Here is a 15861-nt window from a genome sequence, read left to right as displayed (position 1 = left end):
TGTCAAGGACTTTCGTCCTCGACACGGCCCGGTATCACCCTATCAGGGCAGCACCTGCGGCACGGCCTGCGGCGCGACCGCGCCGACCACCAGGCCGATCACCGCACCCCACAGCGCGCCGGAGATGGCGCCGCTGATCGCGAGCGGGATGCTCATGATGCCGAGACCGCTCACCGCACCCAGGATGCCGGATGCGGCGGCGCCGGCCATGATGCCCGCGACCGCGCCGTTGGCCAGCGGATCGTGGTTCTGCGCATTGGGATTGGTGGCGACCTCATCCAACGGCAGTCCGGCCACCGGGGTGGCGGCCGGCGCCTGCACCGCGGCGACGGGCTGCGCGACCGGCGCCTCGACCACCGGCTGCGACGCGACCGGCGCGGAGACCTCGGCAGCGGACTGCACGAGCGCGACCGGCGCGGCCGCCGAGGCCACCGGCCCCGGATCGGCCGCGGCCACACCGGAGAACATGACTCCGACCGCCAACGGCAGTGCGGCTGCGATCACCTTGAGACCGGTGCGCCCAAAGGTCCGACGGACCATATTCGTTATCCCTTCCCCTGACGTCCGCATCGGACGTCTCGAATCAGCTGCCCGGCCCACATCGGGCCGAACGCCCCAACATATCGGACACTTCAGACATCACCAAAACCGGGATGAACGCGTTATTCCTTCTGTCACAATGGATTTCGATTCACATAGCCGAATCGGACAGACCGCGATCCCCGCCCTGAAATTCGCGCGGCGAGCCCTCGGATTCACCGGTACCGGTCGACCAGCTCCCGCCCGATGGCGACCAGTTCCTGCCGGACCGATTCCGGCCCGAGCACTTCGATATCGGCGCCCCAGCCCGCCAGTTGCTGGGCGAGCATGTGCGGCGTCGGCGCGGTGACGCGGCACCGAGCCCGTCCGTCGGACGCTTCGCCGTCCGGAACACAGTTGCGGCCCTGCTGTTTCCGCAGCACCGGAAGCAGGTGGGCGGTGATCAGCACGGTGGCGGAGGTTTCGGCGCGCCGCCGCTCCATTTCGTCCACCACCCGCGCCCAGGCGGCGTCGAGGTCGAAATCCGCCGGCCGGTGCGCCGTTTCGTCCGTCACCACCGCATCGGATATGCGGTCGACCCGAAATGTGCGCTGCCCCTGCTCCGTTCCGGCGATGAGATACCAGTCGGCGTCCTTGTCGACCAAACCCCATGGGTCGACGATGCGTTCGGACGGCGCAGCGCCCCTACTCCGATATCCGAAGCGAACCTTGTTGCGCTGCACCACCGCACGCTGCAGCAGACCCACCAGGGCGGGTATCTCGCGATTCGGCTGACCCCAGCGCGCCGGATCGATGATCACCGCGTCGGCGGCCGCCTGCGCATCACCCCGGAACGTCTGCGGTAACGCGCGCACCAACTTTCGCAGCGCCGACTTCGCCTCGGGCACCGACCCCGCGGTCGGCCCGGCCAGCAGGAACAGCGCCCTGGCCTCACCCGCCGTCAATCCGGTGAGATCGGTGCGCGCGCCGCCGATCAGCGACCAGCCACCGCCCCGGCCCGGCTGCGGATAGACCGGAACGCCCGCCGCCGAGAGCGCCTCGAGGTCGCGGCGGGCCGTCGCCACCGAAATCTCCAACTCCGCGGCCAGTTCCGCCGCGGTGACCCGGCCACGCGCCTGCATCAGCAGCAGGGTGGCCACCAACCTGTCCGCTCGCATGATTTGATTCTGCCGATAAAAGTGCTCATTCGGTGCGCACTTTGGGCTCGACGATGGATACAAGCAAGTCGAAACGACCCGAAGGAGATCCGAAATGTTGCGCGGAATGGCGACCAGCACCTTCTACACCGACGACCTGGCGGCGGCCCGAGCCTGGTACACCGAGTTCTTCGGTATCGAGCCGTACTACCAGGTGCCCGGCGGCTACCTCGAGTGGCGGCTCGGCGATTACCAGCACGAATTCGGCATCATCAATCGCGCGTACGGCCCGGCCGGCGCCAAGAATCCGCCCGGTGGGGCCATCCTGAACTGGCATGTCGACGACCTCGACGGCACGCTCGCGCGGTTGCTCGAACTCGGCGCGACACTGTACCTGCCGGTCACCAGGCACGGCGACGGTGATTTCATCACGGCCTCGGTGGTCGATCCGTTCGGCAACGTGCTCGGGTTGATGTCGAACCCGCACTACCTGGAGGTGCTGGCGCGGACCGGCGGAGTCGACTGACCGATCCCACTGCCGCGCAGCGTTTTCCCATCGATTGCGAGCCGCCGAGCGGCGGTCGCACCCCACCGATAACGGGCGCGACCGTGCAGGTTGTTGCGGAATCGATGCGCGCGAAACAGGTAGCCGAGGCGTTGCGATACGACCGGGGTCCTATGATCTGGCACACACCAGCCGTCGGCCCCGGTCGAGCTTGGAAGGACACCGCATGGTCAGTCGCACCCGAGCAGTACCCACCGCCGCACCGCTCGAGCGGTTGCTCGGCCGCGTCGCCTGCGGCGACGAGCACGCCTTCGCCGAGCTCTACGACGCGATCGCCGGGCCGGTGCTCGCCATCGTCACCCGAATCCTGCACGACCGGGACCTTGCCGAAGAGGTGGCCCAGGAGGTGCTGCTCGAGGTCTGGTTGAAGGCGAACCGGTTCGGTGAAGCCGACGGCGGCGCGCTGGCCTGGGTGCTGACCATCGCGCACCAGCGCGCGGTCGACCGGGTGCGCTACGAGCACGCACGCGATCGACGCACCGGGCAGCGGTTCGACGAGGCGGGCACGCTCGACGAACTGGCGCACGACCCGGTGTCGGCCGCGCTGAACCAGCTCACCGAACCACAGCGGCGGTCACTGATCCTCGCCTACTACGGCGGCTACACCGATCACGAGGTGTCCACCGCGCTGGCCGAATCCGTCACGGTCGTGCGATCGAATATGCGCGACGGCCTGATCACGCTGCGCGATATGGAGGTTCGGGCATGACCTGCGAAACCCGTTCCGACACCGGCGCTTACGTACTCGACGCATTGAACGCCATCGAGCGGGCCACCTTCGAATCACATCTGCTCGATTGTCCGGACTGTCGCCGGGAGATCGCCGAATTACGCTCGGTGACAGCGCGATTGGCGCTCGCACTGCCACCGGCCCGAGCCGAGGCGGTGAAAGTCAAGGTACTGGCCGATATCCGGGCGCATCAGCGGCTCGACAGCACCGCCGTCATGCCGCCGCTCGACGACCTCGCCGGCACATCGATTATGCCGCCCTTCGAATTCGACACCGAACCGGCGCGCACCGGCGGCCACCGGTGGACCACCCGGATCGCCGCCGGGCTCGCCGCCACCGCGGCCGCCGCGACCTTCGTCGGCGGACTGCTCCTGCTCGATCACGAACAGGAGGCGGGCGCCCCGGTGCCGCTGGAGCAGGTTCGGCGGGCTCGCGACGCCGTGACCAGGGACGGCGTCGTCGTGGTCGGGGGTGGATCGGCTACCGCGGTGCTCTCACAGAGCGTCGGGAAGGTGGCGGTCTCCGCCTTCGGGCTGCCTGCGCTGGACAACGAGCACGAATATCAGCTGTGGCTGGTCCGCCACGACGGGACGGCGCGGTCGGCGGGCATGATGCGAACGGCGGGCCGGAGCACCGAACTCGTCGCCGACCTCCCCGAGGACATCCGGCTGGTCACCATCACCGCCGAACCGGTCGCCGGCTCCGCCGGACCGACGACGCCGATGGTCGCGCAGATCGATCTGGCCTGAATCAGAACCAGCGTTCCAGCACCGCCGCGACACCGTCGTCGAGCACATCGCCGGTGACCTCGTCGGCGTACTCCTTGACGTCGTCCGGCGCGTTGGCCATGGCGACGGAATGCCCGGCCCAGTTCAGCATTTCGCGGTCGTTGTAGCCGTCGCCGATGGCGAGGGTGGCCGAGGTCGGGATGCCGAGCGCGCACCGAAGGCGTTCCAGCGCCCAGCCTTTGGAGACGCCCTGCCGGGAAACCGTGAGCCACGGCCCGAATTCGCCGTGCACCCAGCTCGCGCCCGGCACTTCGAACGCCGCCAAGGCGAGCAACATATCCGCGAGCGTTCCGTTCGGCAGCCAGCAGTTCAGTCGCGGGGTCGGCTCCGCGCTCAACTCACCGTGATCGACGAGCAGGAATTCGCCGAGGGTGTACCCGGCCGGTCCGACCCCGGTGGCCCAGGTGCCGACGCCGACCTTCTCCACCGCGAAGATCATCTCCGGGAACAGCTTTCGCAGCGCCGACACCGCGGGCGCCGGATCGAACGACTGCACGGTGACCGGGGCGCCGCGCGCGACATCGATATGCACCGCGCCGTTCGAGCACAGGGCGTGGCCGTCGACGAGCCCGAGTTCGGCCAGCACCGGGCGGGTGGCCAGCAGCGTCCGGCCGGTGCTCACCACCACGTGCGCACCCGCGGCAACCGCCGCCCGGACGGCATCGGCGACGCGCGCGCTCACCGGCATACCGGTCTGCAGCAGGGTGCCGTCCACATCCAGCGCGATCAGCTCGGGCGCTCCCCCTCCGACTTCCATCGGACCATTGTGCCCCGCCGGGGTATCCCGCGTCCCCGGGTTGCTTCGAGATCGCCACCCGCGGTTGTCGATTCGATATGAACTACCGCACGGGGGCGGCGGCGATCAGGCGGCGCAGACCTTCGTAGTACACCTCGTGATCGACGAGGGCGTCGGCGATCGTGTCGAAATCCGTAGTCAGGCAGGGGAATTCGGTTGGGTCCAGGGTGGCGAGCGTCGCGCGGGTGCGGCGGCGACTCGATTTCGGATCGCGGTGGTCGACGAAATTCGCGGCGCCGAGGGTGAACAGATACAGCTGACGATAGGTGGAAATCGCCTCGGCCAGCGACATTCCCGCCGCGATATTGTCCGCGAGCTGCGGCTCGACCAGGCGTTCCAGGATGCGCGGTCCGAGCCAGGAGCGCGCGCCGCGCAGCGCCGCCAGGCCGGTGTGCGCGATCAACAGCCGGTAGAGCCCGCGGAAACGGATCTCCGTCGCCTCGGCCCACGCGGCGCCGGGCGACGGCTCGGGTAGCGCGCTCACCAGATGATCGACGCACAGATCCAGCAGGCCCGCGATATCGCCGCAGCGGCGCTGCACCGTGGCATGCGAGATATCGAGGCGGGCGGCCACCGCGCGGAAACTCAGCGCGTCGGGACCCTCGGCGTCGATGATGGCGAGTGCCGTCGCGGCGATCCGCTCCTGCGTCGCCCGTGTCAGGGCCGCCGAATGTCTAGGCATGGGAGACATCGTACGATACGGTGTATCTATCCGCGCGCCGCCGCACGGCGGGGTGGAATACCAGGGAGTGCAATGGAACTGAACTATTCCGAGGTCGAGGCCGCCGCGGCGCGGATCGCCGGACAGGTGCGTCCGGTGACGATCGCGCCGATGGATCACGGCGTCGTCCGCGCGGCGGGTGACGAACCGTGCCAGGCGTGGCTGGCGCTGGAATTCATGCAGCACACGGGTTCGTTCAAGGCGCGCGGCGCACAGAATTTCATCCGGGCGCACCGGGAGGGCGGCACCCTCCCCGCGGCCGGGGTGACCATCGCCTCCGGCGGCAATGCCGGGCTGGCCTGTGCGTGGGCGGCGCGGCAACAGGGTGTGCGCGCCACCGTATTCGTGCCGACCACCGCACCAGCCATAAAGGTCGACCGGCTGGTCGAATACGGCGCCGATGTGCGCTTGGTCGGCACCGGATACGACGAGGCGCTGGCCGCCTGCCACGAATTCGCCGCCACATCGGGCGCACTACTGTCGCATGCGTACGACAACGAGCTGATCGCCGCGGGCGCTGGCACGCTCATGCTGGAAATCCGGCGACAGCTGCCTGATCTCGACACCGTTGTCGTCGCCGTCGGCGGTGGCGGGCTGTTCGCCGGAATCGCCACCGTGGCAGCGCATTTCGGCATCCGTACGGTGGCCGTCGAACCGGCGAACTGTCGCGCGCTCAACGTCGCGATCGAGGCGGGCCGGGTGGTGGACGGGCCGGTCGACTCCATCGCGGCCGACTCGCTCGGGGCCGCCCGGGTGACCGAGCTGGCCCTGCATGCGGCCCAAAACTATGACGTCCGTTCGATTCTCGTCCCCGACCCGGCCATCGTCGCCGCACGCGCCGCGCTCTGGGACTGCCGCCGGATAGCCGTAGAGAACGGCGCCGCAACCGCTTTCGCCGCCGTCACCGAATTCGACGGGGTTCAGGCCTACCGTCCAGCGCCCGGCGAGAAACTGTGCGCCATCCTTTGCGGTGCGAACACCAACCCCGCCGACCTGGCCCCCAACTCCGACGCCGACACCGCTTTACTCGCTGGAACCGCCTGAGCCGACCGGCGGGCGGCCCTGCGGTCCGGTTGGTGCTCGGGAGTCGTCCTACAGGCCGTCCGCACCGTAGCTGGACCAGCAGAAGATCGGTTCCCCCGGTTCGCCCCGGTGGCCCATGTACCACTCGCCGTCGTCGGCGCAGTGTGCGAGGCACAGACCGGTGAAGCCGACGACCTGATTCTTCGGCATGTTTACAGTCGGGGTGTGATCGACATCCCCGACGAATTCGCCCGCGAGACAGTGCTGCGCGAAAGAGAATCCGGCCAGGCATGGCTCGACGCACTCCCCGGCCTCGTCGACGAACTGCTGCAACGCTGGTCTTGTACACCGGACGGGCCCATCATGCACGGACATGTCGGAATCGTTGTGCCCGTTCAGCATCCGGACCTGCCCGCGGCGGTGGTGAAGGTGTCGTTTCCCCATCCGGGCAACGTGCACGAACCCGATGCGTTCACCGTATGGAACGGGCGCGGCGCGGTGCACCTCTACGCCCGCGACGATGACCGATTCGCGATGCTGCTCGAACGATCGGGACACGCGACGCTCGCCGAGGTCACCGATTTCGACCAAGCCGTCACCGCGTTGGGCGAATTGTCGCGACAACTGTCGGTGGACGCGCCAGCGGGACTCCCGCGCATCAGCGATATGGTCACCGACTGGGAACACGAGATCCGCACCACCGCAGCCGAACTCGGCAATCCCCTGCCTCGCGCAGTTGTGGACGCGGCCCTGGCCACCCTTCGCGAACTCGGCCCCGACCAACCCGAAACCCTCGTCCACGGCGACCTGAGCGACAGCAATGTCCTGATCGGCGGACGCGAACACCTGATGGCGATCGACCCTAAAGGCTATGTCGGTGACCCCGCATACGACACCGCCACCGTGATCCGCAGTCGCCGTTTCGCCCCGCTGCTGTTCACCCCCGACCCCGAGGCCAACCTGCTGCGCGGACTCGACATGTATTGCGACGCGGCCGATATCGACCGCGATCGGGGACGCCGCTGGGCTCAGGCTCGTGCGGTCAGATCCGCGCTTTGGGGCCGTCAGCACGGTGATCCGGACTGGATCATCCAAGCCACGGACCAGCTCGCGGGCATCCTTACCTGACCGGTCACGAAACGAGCAGATCCAACGGCGAGATCCCCGAGTCGGCCGCTCCGCCAACGGGTCCGGGCTCGCCGATCGAATTCCTCATCGCAGGGTCGAGGCACCACCTCGAGGATGATTCAACGGCATCAGACAATCCCGTCTCCGCCGGGCGGTTCAGCGTGGGCCGAGCTACGACCGGAGAAGGAGAAGCGAACCATCGGGCGCCGGGAACGACGTCACAGTAGGTCAGTGAACGCGCGCGCCACCGGAGGATGAGCCGTCGTGCGAGCTTTCGTGGGAACCGGCGGCTTCGGCGGATCGGCCGGACGAGGCGCCTGCGGAAGATGGTCCGCTAGCCGATGTTTCGTGCGACGAGGTGGTGGCTTTCTCGCCGGTGGAGTCACCCTTCGCGGATGAGCCGCCGCTGTTGGCGCCCGATGCGCTGCCGTCGGAAGATGACTTGCCGGAGGACGTGCCTCCCGAGGAAGTCCTACCCGACGACGACGCGCCCGAAGAGGTACCGCTGGTCGACGACGTATCCTTCGCGGTGGTTCCGCTGGAAGTGCTTGTGCTGGAGGATGTTTCGCTGACGGTACCGGTAGACCCGCCGTTCGATGCGGATGCTCCGGATTGGGTACCGCTCGACACCGTGCCGGTCGATGATCCCGCACCACTCGACGCCGGAGCACCCGAAGCGGCCGGACTGCTCGGAGTACTCGCGGAAACCGTTGTATCCGTGGGTGTTCCGGGAGTGGTCGGCGCTCCGACGGGCGCAGGAGCCGGACCCGGAGCCGATACCGGCGCAGGGGGCTGCGGGGCGGGGGCAGGGGGCTGCGCTGCGGGAGGTACCGGAGCCGGTGGGGGCCACCCCGATTGCGGCGCGGGGATCGGTTGCGACCGCAGGAACGGGAGCGGGTTCACGAACTGCGCCGGGTTGGCGTAGGTGTACATGGATTCCATTGAGTCGCTGAGGCTTCGGGGATCGGCATGGTGGCCGATGAGGCTGTCGGCCATGGATGGGCCCAATTGGACGGACCGGGCGACGGGGGTGATGAACCGGCCGTAGGCGGATCCGGCGATGGGGTTGCCGCTGGTGCGTGACAGACTCCATTCGGAGACCGGAACATCCCGGTTGAGCAGGTCTTCGGTGTGTATGTCGTAGAGCAGCGCTTCGACCGGCGCGTCGATCGCCGGGAACGGGTCGAGTATCGCGGTGGGCCCGGGGCCGCCCGGCCCGCCGAACACCGTCATCGCGGACATCGCCATGGCGGAAACCGCTGCGGCGCTGGAGAATACCGCGACGCGCGGCGTCTTGTTATCGCCGGGGCCGGTGGGCGCCATGGTACGGGCCGCCATGAACGCCGCGCCCGCGGCGATGGAATGGCCCGGATCGGCCGAGATCACCACGGGGCGGCCGAGTTCGGCGATGGTGCGGGCGACCTCGGGCGGCCGGGCCGCACCGCCGACCAGCAGCACCCGGGTGATATCGGACATGGTGATATCCGCCGAGCGCACGCAGGCGCGAACGATCTCCAGCGAATCGCGCACGTGTTCGGTGCGCAGGCTGTCGATGTCGACGATCGATGTCATGGACAGCGATCCGGACCGATCGGGCAGCACACCCTTCGCATAGCGCGCGATCATCGCGCCGAGCGGCCGCCCGCCGAAATCGTATGAGCGCATGGGCTTTCCGACCATCGGGTGGTTTTCCCAGTCGGGGCCGACCCGGACCACCGCGACGTCGAGACAGTTGCCGCCCAGGTCGTAGACGAGGACGAAGCCGGTTTCCAGCGGCCCGTATTCGTGTGCGAGCCATTCGGCGGCGGCCACCGGCTCCGGCACCAGCATGACATGCGCCGCGCCCGCCAGGTCGAGCGCCTGCCGCAGCAGCGCCACCTGTTTGTCGGAATAGGTTGCGGGATAGGTGGTTACGACTCCGGCATTCGGTTCCGCCGCCTCGATCAGCCCGTTCACCACGGCGGCGACGAGATTCGTCGGCGACCAGAGCCTGCCGCCGACGACCACCGATTCCGGATCGCGGGACAGATCCGCGAAATCGGTTACCGCCATGGTGAATTGGGGTATGCCGCCGATCCGCGCGCTGCCCGTGCTGTCGAAGGTCACCGCGGTGCGCCGCGTGCGTACCGCTGGTCGGGGTCGTTCACCGGTCACCGAGGCCGAAACCGAGTTCACTGTGCCGATGCTGCACCCAAGACCTATTGTCATTCGCTATCCCGTCAACGTACCGAGACCACGTCCAGTGCACAGGGGCCCATGTGGCCGCGGTCGTCTTCCAAACAGCCTCTACAGGTTAACCGTTCGGTGCGCTATCGGATACCGGATTGATACGAAAGGTTTGTCCGATCGCCATCATTTCAGAAATTAGCAGGTAGAGCGGTTTCTTCAAATCCGTTCAGCCCCCTGGACTTTCGCAAACCCCTTGCGACACGGGCGATTCGGCTACCACTTGGCGATCAGGGAAATTCGGGTCATCACCGTACTCACGCCCCGTTTTCGGGCACTTCCCCACACTGTCATGACGCACCAACTGGTCGGTAACCAAATCATTGCTCACGCCGAGCATTTCGGCATCGTATGACGAAAGGCCGAGACCAATGATGCATCAACTACAGGACCGTTTTCCGCCAGCAGCGCGCTCCCGCAGCGGGTTGACTCGGTTCCGCGATGACGTCGACCGAGACGAAATCGCATGGACGGAAAGGAAATCGAAACGATGTCTACCCGATTCGCGAACCAGGTCGCGCTGATCACCGGCGCCAGCTCCGGAATCGGCAGGGCCGTCGCCCTGCGACTGGCGGCCGAGGGCGCCGCGGTCGTCCTCGGCTCGCGCGGCAAGGACGCGGGCGAGGCGGTGGCCGAGGAGGTCCGCGCGACGGGCGCACGGGCGGTGTTCGTGCCGACCGATGTCACGTCGGAGGCCGATGTGGCCCGCCTGACCGAGGCCGCGCTCACCGAATTCGGCAGGCTGGACGTGGCTTTCAACAATGCCGGGACCGTCACCGCCATGGGCCCGGTGCAGGATATCGACGACGCGGGTTGGCGCGCCGACCTGGATACCAACCTCACAAGTGTGTATTACTGTATGCGGCACCAGGTTCCGGCGCTCATTGCCTCGGGCGGCGGGGCCATCCTGAACAACGCGTCCAACCTCGGCGTTGTCGGAATGGGTTCCGTCGCACCGTATGTCGCCGCGAAACACGGTGTCGTCGGGCTCACCCGCACGGTCGCGCTGGAGACCGCGGCACAGGGCATCCGGGTGAATGCCGTGCTGCCCGGCGCGACGGATACCCCGGCCTTCCGCGCCACGATGGGCGCGACCCCGGAGAGTTTGGCGGCGATCAAGGCCCTGCACCCGCTCGGCCGGATCAGCACCCCCGACGAAATCGCCTCGTTCTGTGCATACCTGCTCAGCAAGGAGGCGAGCTTCATCACCGGCGCGGCTCTCTCCATCGACGGCGGCTTCACCGCCCGCTGATCCTGGCGGAAATGGCAGAGTGCAGGATATGACTGTCTCCGGCCCCAAAGCGGACCTGCACCGTTATCTGCGCTCTGCCCGTGAAGCCATGCTGTGGAAACTCGACGGCCTGTCCGAGTACGACGTGCGTCGCCCGATGACACCGACCGGCACCAACCTGCTCGGCTTGGTCAAACACCTCGGCACCGTCGAGTTCGGCTACTTCGGCGACACCTTCGCCCGGCCCGTATCCGGCGAACCACTCACCGAATACGACTTCGAGGCCGATCCGACGGCCGACATGTGGGCCACCGCCGAACAGTCCCGCGAGGACATCATCGGGTTCTACCGTCGGGCCTGGGCACATGCCGACGCCACGATCGACAGCCTCGAGCTGACGGCCGAGGGCTCGGTCCCATGGTGGCCCGAGGACCGCCGGACCGTCACCCTGCATCAGATCCTGGTGCATGTGGTCGCCGAAACCAACCGGCACGCCGGACATGCCGATATCGTCCGCGAGTTGATCGACGGCGCGGCGGGCCTACGTGACGGCAACGACAACATGCCCACCCACGACTCGACCTGGTGGCAGCAATATCGAGCGAAGCTGGAAGACACCGCGAAGCAGTTCGACAACACCGCTCCCGCATAGGTTTCGGCTTCCCGCGCAGGCGATGGCAGGCGCGGGAAGCCGACTACGGGGCTTACGCGCGGGTGAGCAGGCGACGGACCGGGTTGCGGCGGGCCGCCGCGCCACCCGCTAGCGCCGAGGGGCGGCGCGATCGGATCAAGCGATCGAAATCCGTTGCGCCACTGGCCGGTTCGCTCAGTCGGCCCGCGTTGTAGTCGTCGGCCAACTGGCGGACGGTCTCCTGGGCGCAGGACTTGTTGGTGCCGATGAAACCGGTCGGCCCGCGCTTGATCCAGCCCGTCACGTAGGTACCGGCGACGACCGCGCCGCCGGACTGCTCCAGCACCCGGCCGTCGAGATTCGGGATGACACCGGCCTTTTCGTCGAACGGCAGGCCGGGCAGCGCGACACCGCGGTAGCCGACCGAGGTGAGAACCAGTCCCGCGTCGAGGAATTCGGACTCTCCGGTGGGTACCGCGCGCACCTCGCCGTCCGCGTCCGTGACGAGCGCATTGCGGGAGATCTCGACGCCGGCGACCCGGTCGGTGCCGCCGATCGACAGCGGAGATGCCAAGTACCGGAATATGATTCGCTTCCGCGACCCGAATGGCCGGTCCGCGACGGAACGCAGCAACCGCAGCTTCTGCCCGACCTGGTATGGCAGCTCGGCACCGTCGGGCAGCTCGCCGTCGACGGCGATATCCACGTCGGAGCCGAGCAGGCCGACGAATTCCGGCACGGTGAAGGCGGATTCGGCCGCACCGCGACGGCCGAGGATCACCACTTCCTCGATCTTGCTCTCGCGCAGCGCCCGCAGGGCGGGCGGCGCGATATCGGTGCGCGCCAACGCTTCCGGATCGGCGGTGAGTATCCGCGCGACGTCCAGCGCGACATTGCCGTTGCCGACGATCACCGCCCTGCGGTCGGTCAGCTCGAATTCGTCGCCCGCGTGATCGGGATGCCCGTTGTACCAGGCGACGAAGTCGGTGGCCGATGCCGTGCCGGGCAGTCCTTCGCCGGGAATGCCGAGTTTGCGATCCGAGGACGCGCCGACGGCATAGATCACCGCATGGAAGTAGCCGAGCAGTTCGTCGTGCGAAATATCCCGCCCCACTTCGACATTCAGGTACGAGCCGAATGCGGGTTGGGCCGAGATGATGTCGAACAGCCTGCGCACCTGCCGGGTCTTCCCGTGGTCCGGCGCGACGCCGTGCCGGACCAGCCCGTACGGCACCGGCAGCCGGTCGAAGACGGTGACCGATACGTTCGGCTGGGTGAGCAGCTCATCGGCGGCGTACATGGCCGACGGCCCGGAACCGACGATCGCGACCCGCAGCGGCGCGCGCCCGGTGCGGATCTCGGCGGCGGGCACCGGCCGGGCCAGCAGCGGGCGCGGGCGGGACTGCCGGTAGAAGTCGGCATTGATCTCGATGAACGGTTTCTCTTCCGCCGTAAGCTTTTTCGTCGACACGATGGCATCGACCGGGCACGCGGTCGCGCAGGCGCCGCAGTCGACGCACGCCTGCGGGTCGACGTACAGCATCTCCGCGGTCAGGAAGTCCGGCTCGTCGGGCGTCGGATGGATGCAGTTGACCGGGCAGGCGTATACGCAGGACGCGTCGCTGCAGCAGGACTGCGTGACGACATACGGCATCAGACGGCCTTGGCGGCGCGCAGCGGCTCGGACCGGTAGCGGGTGGTGTGGCCGTCGATCTTCAGCAGCTTCCACACCGCCTTGCCGATCGGGTTCATCAGGCCGATGTCCTGGGCCAGCGTGCGCACGTCACCGAAGAAGTCACTGAATACCTGCTTGGATTCCTTCGAGCCGTAGAACAGCTCCTTGCGCACGGAATCCGGGATGTCGAACTCCTTGAAGAAGGCTTTCGGCGGGGTGAAGATCGAGCGGCCCAGTATCCACATGACGATCGGCATGGCGATCGAGAGCACCAGCTTGTTGAACGGATTCGCGTCCGGCACATGGTTTTTCAGGTACTCATGAGCGAAGGAGATATGCCGGGCCTCCTCGGCGATGTGAATCGCCATGACGCCCCGCATGATCGGATGCACTTCCTCTTCCGAGCGCAGGATCTGCTTCTGGACGTGATCGATCGGCTCTTCTCCGGCCAGCACCGCCATGAAGAACAGGTTCGGGAACAGCGAGGCGACCGGTGCGCCGAGGTATTTGAACTTGCTGACCAGCGGCCCCATACCGGGGACATCGGCGCCGATCCGGTTGACCATCTCCTGGAACATCAGGGTGTGGTTGTGCTCCTCGATCATTTCGTGGGAGCAGTAGCGGAATTCCGGCGAGCCGTTGGGCTGGTTGAAGTTGTGGATCACCATTCCACTGATGAGGATGGATTCGAACTGCAAACCGACCTTGGCGACATTGGCCTGCCGGTAGCGCCCGATCTCGATCTGGCGCTCGACGGGCAATGCGAGATACCAGGGATGACGTCCGAGGAGGTCGGCGGACTTCGGCAGAATCCACCGCTCGACACCGGCGTCGGCGGCGAAGTCCGGATTGTCCCAGTCGATATCTTCGAACGGGTCGAAGTGCTTGTTGACCGAGCCCTCGGACAGCAGCAGCAGTTTCGCGGCGTATTCCTGGGCCTTCGCGACATCGGGGTCGACGGCGGGCGTGATGGCTGTGGACATCGTCGTCACTGCCTCTCCTCATGGGACCGGTTACCTGTATCCCATAGTTACACTTACGAGGAGTCACGTCAACTGGAACATCCGACGTATGTGATCAGCTATTCCGGCGGCGACCGGCACCCACTGCGATCGCCGCCGGATAGCTTTCCCCATCCGGCACACCGGACGAAGTATCAGCGCAATCCGAGCTGTGACAGGCCCGCGACCAGCCCGTCCGCCGGCAGCGCGAATGCCAGACCCACGCCACCGAGCGACATACCGGCCGCGACGGCGACCCTGGTCAACCGGCGGCGCGTGCGCCTGGAGAGCACCAGCGCCCTGGTGGCCGCGCGATGCGCGCCGCTGCGCCTGCCGTGCTGGCGAGCGGTCGACTGCTCCGCCTCGGCCGCGGCGCGCCTGCCGAGGATGGCGGCGCCGTCGGCGATGGTGCGTTCCGGATCGGGCGCGGTGATCACCGGCCGGGCCAGCTCGCCCGCGAGTACCTGGGCGACCTCGACGGGCCGGGCCGCACCGCCGACCACGAGGACGCAATCGACATCGGCCATGGTGACATCGGCGATGCGCAGGCATCGATAGACGAGTTCGAGCGAATGGCGGATATGTTCGATGCGTAGCTCATCGGTGGATGCCACGGTGAGCGAGCCGGAACAGATACGCGCACGTGCGGCCCGCTCGGCCACCATGGCGCCGAAGGCGCGGCCGCCGAAACTCGGGGAGCGCAGCGGTTCGCCGACGATCGGATTCTCCGGGCAGCCCGCGCCGACCCGCACGAGCGTGATGTCGAGGCTGGTGCCGCCGAGGTCGTACACCAGGGCGAGGCCGGGCATGAGCGGACCACGATCGGCCTCCAGCCAGGTGGCGGCGGCGATCGGTTCGGCAACCAGCGCAACGTGATTCAGTCCGAGCGCATCCAGCGCCGAGCGTAGGTCCTGTATGTGTTCGGGCGCGTAGCGCGCGGGATGGGTCAGCGTGATGCCGACGCTCGCACCCGCCCGCCCCGCCGGCTTGGTCTCCGCCCAGCCCTTGACACCGCGATGATCCTGCAGCGCCTCGCCGATCAGCGATTCGGCGACCATCGCGACCAGATCGGCCTGGGACAGCGCGCGGTGCCCGAGCCGCGCCTGCCCGATGGATCGCTGGGTGAGATCGGCGAATTCGGTGATGGCTCGGCCGTGCCGGGGAATCATGCCGACCCGCGTCATTCCGGTGCTGTCGAAGGTGAGGGTGGTGCGACGGGTGATGGCCTGCTGCTGGGACCGGCGGCGGCCCGGCGGGGCACTCGGGGATGGTCGGAGGCGGAGCCGACGGGATGCGTCGGCTCTGCCCGAACCCTCTTCCGCGAGCGCGGAAACCGTGTTCACCGTACCGATGCTCAACCCGAGTCCAACCGCCATCGCAATCCACCTGATCGCCGAGCCGATTTGCTTCGAACTCCCCTCACGCAACCACTCCGCGACTCACCTGCCAACCACCGGACAGCCGATTGTCCGCACCCCGCCTGTTTGGGGAGGCGTTGGCGGGCAAGATCATTCGGCAGGTCTGCGGCTCGGACCTGCCGCGCGGCGGATTGCGCTGCGCCAGGCCGAAGTTCGGCGGCGACCGGCGGCGGGTTGCCGACGCGCCGACCTCGACACACCCCGGGTCCGAAGCTCACGTCACATGCGGCAATAGCCCCTAACAGATCCCTA

General features: G+C 67.6%; 16 protein-coding genes. 7 read left to right on the top strand and 9 right to left on the bottom strand.

The features are described from left to right. Nucleotides 1–42: 42 nt before the first annotated feature. The gene (locus F5544_RS12225) at nt 43–540 is read right to left on the bottom strand and encodes a hypothetical protein (RefSeq protein ID WP_167473303.1); all 498 of its coding nucleotides are present in this window, start codon (nt 538–540) and stop codon (nt 43–45) included. Nucleotides 541–755: 215 nt separating this feature from the next. After that, nucleotides 756–1697, bottom strand: a complete 942-nt coding sequence (locus F5544_RS12220; protein WP_167473302.1) for a helix-turn-helix transcriptional regulator — start codon at nt 1695–1697, stop codon at nt 756–758. A 94-nt stretch (nt 1698–1791) separates the two neighbouring features. Between F5544_RS12220 and F5544_RS12215 the strand changes: the two genes are divergently transcribed. The 3 genes from F5544_RS12215 to F5544_RS12205 all read left to right on the top strand — a co-directional run bounded on the left by F5544_RS12215 (nt 1792) and on the right by F5544_RS12205 (nt 3720). Next, the gene (locus tag F5544_RS12215; RefSeq protein ID WP_167473301.1) at nt 1792–2202 is read left to right on the top strand and encodes a VOC family protein; all 411 of its coding nucleotides are present in this window, start codon (nt 1792–1794) and stop codon (nt 2200–2202) included. 205 nt (nt 2203–2407) lie between these two features. After that, nucleotides 2408–2950, top strand: a complete 543-nt coding sequence (locus F5544_RS12210; RefSeq protein WP_167473300.1) for a sigma-70 family RNA polymerase sigma factor — start codon at nt 2408–2410, stop codon at nt 2948–2950. Continuing rightward, the gene (locus F5544_RS12205; RefSeq protein WP_167479138.1) at nt 2947–3720 is read left to right on the top strand and encodes an anti-sigma factor; all 774 of its coding nucleotides are present in this window, start codon (nt 2947–2949) and stop codon (nt 3718–3720) included. Before F5544_RS12210 ends, F5544_RS12205 begins: the two co-directional genes overlap by 4 nt. A 1-nt stretch (nt 3721) precedes the next feature. Here the strand turns inward: F5544_RS12205 and F5544_RS12200 are convergent, their stop codons facing one another. Both F5544_RS12200 and F5544_RS12195 read right to left on the bottom strand, forming a co-directional pair. Further along, nucleotides 3722–4516, bottom strand: coding sequence for an HAD family hydrolase (locus tag F5544_RS12200; RefSeq protein WP_167473299.1), 795 nt, complete (start codon nt 4514–4516; stop codon nt 3722–3724). A gap of 82 nt (nt 4517–4598) precedes the next feature. Then, nucleotides 4599–5237, bottom strand: coding sequence for a TetR/AcrR family transcriptional regulator (locus F5544_RS12195; RefSeq protein ID WP_167473298.1), 639 nt, complete (start codon nt 5235–5237; stop codon nt 4599–4601). A gap of 72 nt (nt 5238–5309) precedes the next feature. On the opposite strand from F5544_RS12195, the gene F5544_RS12190 reads away from it, so the two are divergent. After that, nucleotides 5310–6320: a threonine/serine dehydratase gene (locus F5544_RS12190; RefSeq protein ID WP_167473297.1), complete on the top strand. Its 1011-nt coding sequence runs from the start codon at nt 5310–5312 to the stop codon at nt 6318–6320. Between the two features lie 48 nt (nt 6321–6368). On the opposite strand, the gene F5544_RS12185 is transcribed toward F5544_RS12190, so the two are convergent. Further along, on the bottom strand, nt 6369–6509 hold the full coding sequence (locus tag F5544_RS12185; protein WP_167473296.1) for a hypothetical protein: 141 nt from the start codon (nt 6507–6509) through the stop codon (nt 6369–6371). Nucleotides 6510–6524: 15 nt separating this feature from the next. Between F5544_RS12185 and F5544_RS12180 the strand changes: the two genes are divergently transcribed. Then, nucleotides 6525–7427: an aminoglycoside phosphotransferase family protein gene (locus tag F5544_RS12180; RefSeq protein WP_167473295.1), complete on the top strand. Its 903-nt coding sequence runs from the start codon at nt 6525–6527 to the stop codon at nt 7425–7427. Nucleotides 7428–7655: 228 nt separating this feature from the next. Here the strand turns inward: F5544_RS12180 and F5544_RS12175 are convergent, their stop codons facing one another. Further along, complete coding sequence (locus tag F5544_RS12175) at nt 7656–9602, bottom strand: Hsp70 family protein (protein ID WP_167473294.1); 1947 nt, start codon at nt 9600–9602, stop codon at nt 7656–7658. A 541-nt stretch (nt 9603–10143) separates the two neighbouring features. Between F5544_RS12175 and F5544_RS12170 the strand changes: the two genes are divergently transcribed. Next, on the top strand, nt 10144–10905 hold the full coding sequence (locus tag F5544_RS12170; RefSeq protein ID WP_167473293.1) for an SDR family NAD(P)-dependent oxidoreductase: 762 nt from the start codon (nt 10144–10146) through the stop codon (nt 10903–10905). 28 nt (nt 10906–10933) lie between these two features. Beyond that, nucleotides 10934–11536 carry a DinB family protein gene (locus tag F5544_RS12165; protein ID WP_167473292.1) on the top strand — a complete coding sequence of 201 codons (603 nt, stop codon included), beginning with the start codon at nt 10934–10936 and terminating at the stop codon, nt 11534–11536. Nucleotides 11537–11588: 52 nt separating this feature from the next. On the opposite strand, the gene F5544_RS12160 is transcribed toward F5544_RS12165, so the two are convergent. From F5544_RS12160 to F5544_RS12150, 3 genes are all read right to left on the bottom strand, one after another. Beyond that, nucleotides 11589–13169: an FAD-dependent oxidoreductase gene (locus F5544_RS12160; RefSeq protein ID WP_167473291.1), complete on the bottom strand. Its 1581-nt coding sequence runs from the start codon at nt 13167–13169 to the stop codon at nt 11589–11591. Further along, a complete protein-coding gene (locus F5544_RS12155; RefSeq protein WP_167473290.1) occupies nt 13169–14173 on the bottom strand; it encodes an AurF N-oxygenase family protein in 1005 nt (334 codons plus the stop codon). Before F5544_RS12155 ends, F5544_RS12160 begins: the two co-directional genes overlap by 1 nt. Nucleotides 14174–14346: 173 nt before the next feature. After that, nucleotides 14347–15567 carry an Hsp70 family protein gene (locus F5544_RS12150; RefSeq protein ID WP_167473289.1) on the bottom strand — a complete coding sequence of 407 codons (1221 nt, stop codon included), beginning with the start codon at nt 15565–15567 and terminating at the stop codon, nt 14347–14349. Between the last annotated feature and the right edge of the window lie 294 nt (nt 15568–15861).

Source organism: Nocardia arthritidis (assembly GCF_011801145.1).
Lineage (GTDB): Bacteria > Actinomycetota > Actinomycetes > Mycobacteriales > Mycobacteriaceae > Nocardia > Nocardia arthritidis_A.
This window is presented reverse-complemented; position numbering and strand designations above follow the sequence as displayed.

What these genes read in the sequence shown, in the direction of transcription:
- F5544_RS12225 (WP_167473303.1), bottom strand. Translation starts at nt 540, where the DNA reads ATGGTCCGTCGGACCTTTGGGCGCACCGGTCTCAAGGTGATCGCAGCC.
- F5544_RS12220 (WP_167473302.1), bottom strand. Translation starts at nt 1,697, where the DNA reads ATGCGAGCGGACAGGTTGGTGGCCACCCTGCTGCTGATGCAGGCGCGT.
- F5544_RS12215 (WP_167473301.1), top strand. Translation starts at nt 1,792, where the DNA reads ATGTTGCGCGGAATGGCGACCAGCACCTTCTACACCGACGACCTGGCG.
- F5544_RS12210 (WP_167473300.1), top strand. Translation starts at nt 2,408, where the DNA reads ATGGTCAGTCGCACCCGAGCAGTACCCACCGCCGCACCGCTCGAGCGG.
- F5544_RS12205 (WP_167479138.1), top strand. Translation starts at nt 2,947, where the DNA reads ATGACCTGCGAAACCCGTTCCGACACCGGCGCTTACGTACTCGACGCA.
- F5544_RS12200 (WP_167473299.1), bottom strand. Translation starts at nt 4,516, where the DNA reads ATGGAAGTCGGAGGGGGAGCGCCCGAGCTGATCGCGCTGGATGTGGAC.
- F5544_RS12195 (WP_167473298.1), bottom strand. Translation starts at nt 5,237, where the DNA reads ATGCCTAGACATTCGGCGGCCCTGACACGGGCGACGCAGGAGCGGATC.
- F5544_RS12190 (WP_167473297.1), top strand. Translation starts at nt 5,310, where the DNA reads ATGGAACTGAACTATTCCGAGGTCGAGGCCGCCGCGGCGCGGATCGCC.
- F5544_RS12185 (WP_167473296.1), bottom strand. Translation starts at nt 6,509, where the DNA reads ATGCCGAAGAATCAGGTCGTCGGCTTCACCGGTCTGTGCCTCGCACAC.
- F5544_RS12170 (WP_167473293.1), top strand. Translation starts at nt 10,144, where the DNA reads ATGTCTACCCGATTCGCGAACCAGGTCGCGCTGATCACCGGCGCCAGC.
- F5544_RS12165 (WP_167473292.1), top strand. Translation starts at nt 10,934, where the DNA reads ATGACTGTCTCCGGCCCCAAAGCGGACCTGCACCGTTATCTGCGCTCT.
- F5544_RS12160 (WP_167473291.1), bottom strand. Translation starts at nt 13,169, where the DNA reads ATGCCGTATGTCGTCACGCAGTCCTGCTGCAGCGACGCGTCCTGCGTA.
- F5544_RS12155 (WP_167473290.1), bottom strand. Translation starts at nt 14,173, where the DNA reads ATGTCCACAGCCATCACGCCCGCCGTCGACCCCGATGTCGCGAAGGCC.
- F5544_RS12150 (WP_167473289.1), bottom strand. Translation starts at nt 15,567, where the DNA reads ATGGCGGTTGGACTCGGGTTGAGCATCGGTACGGTGAACACGGTTTCC.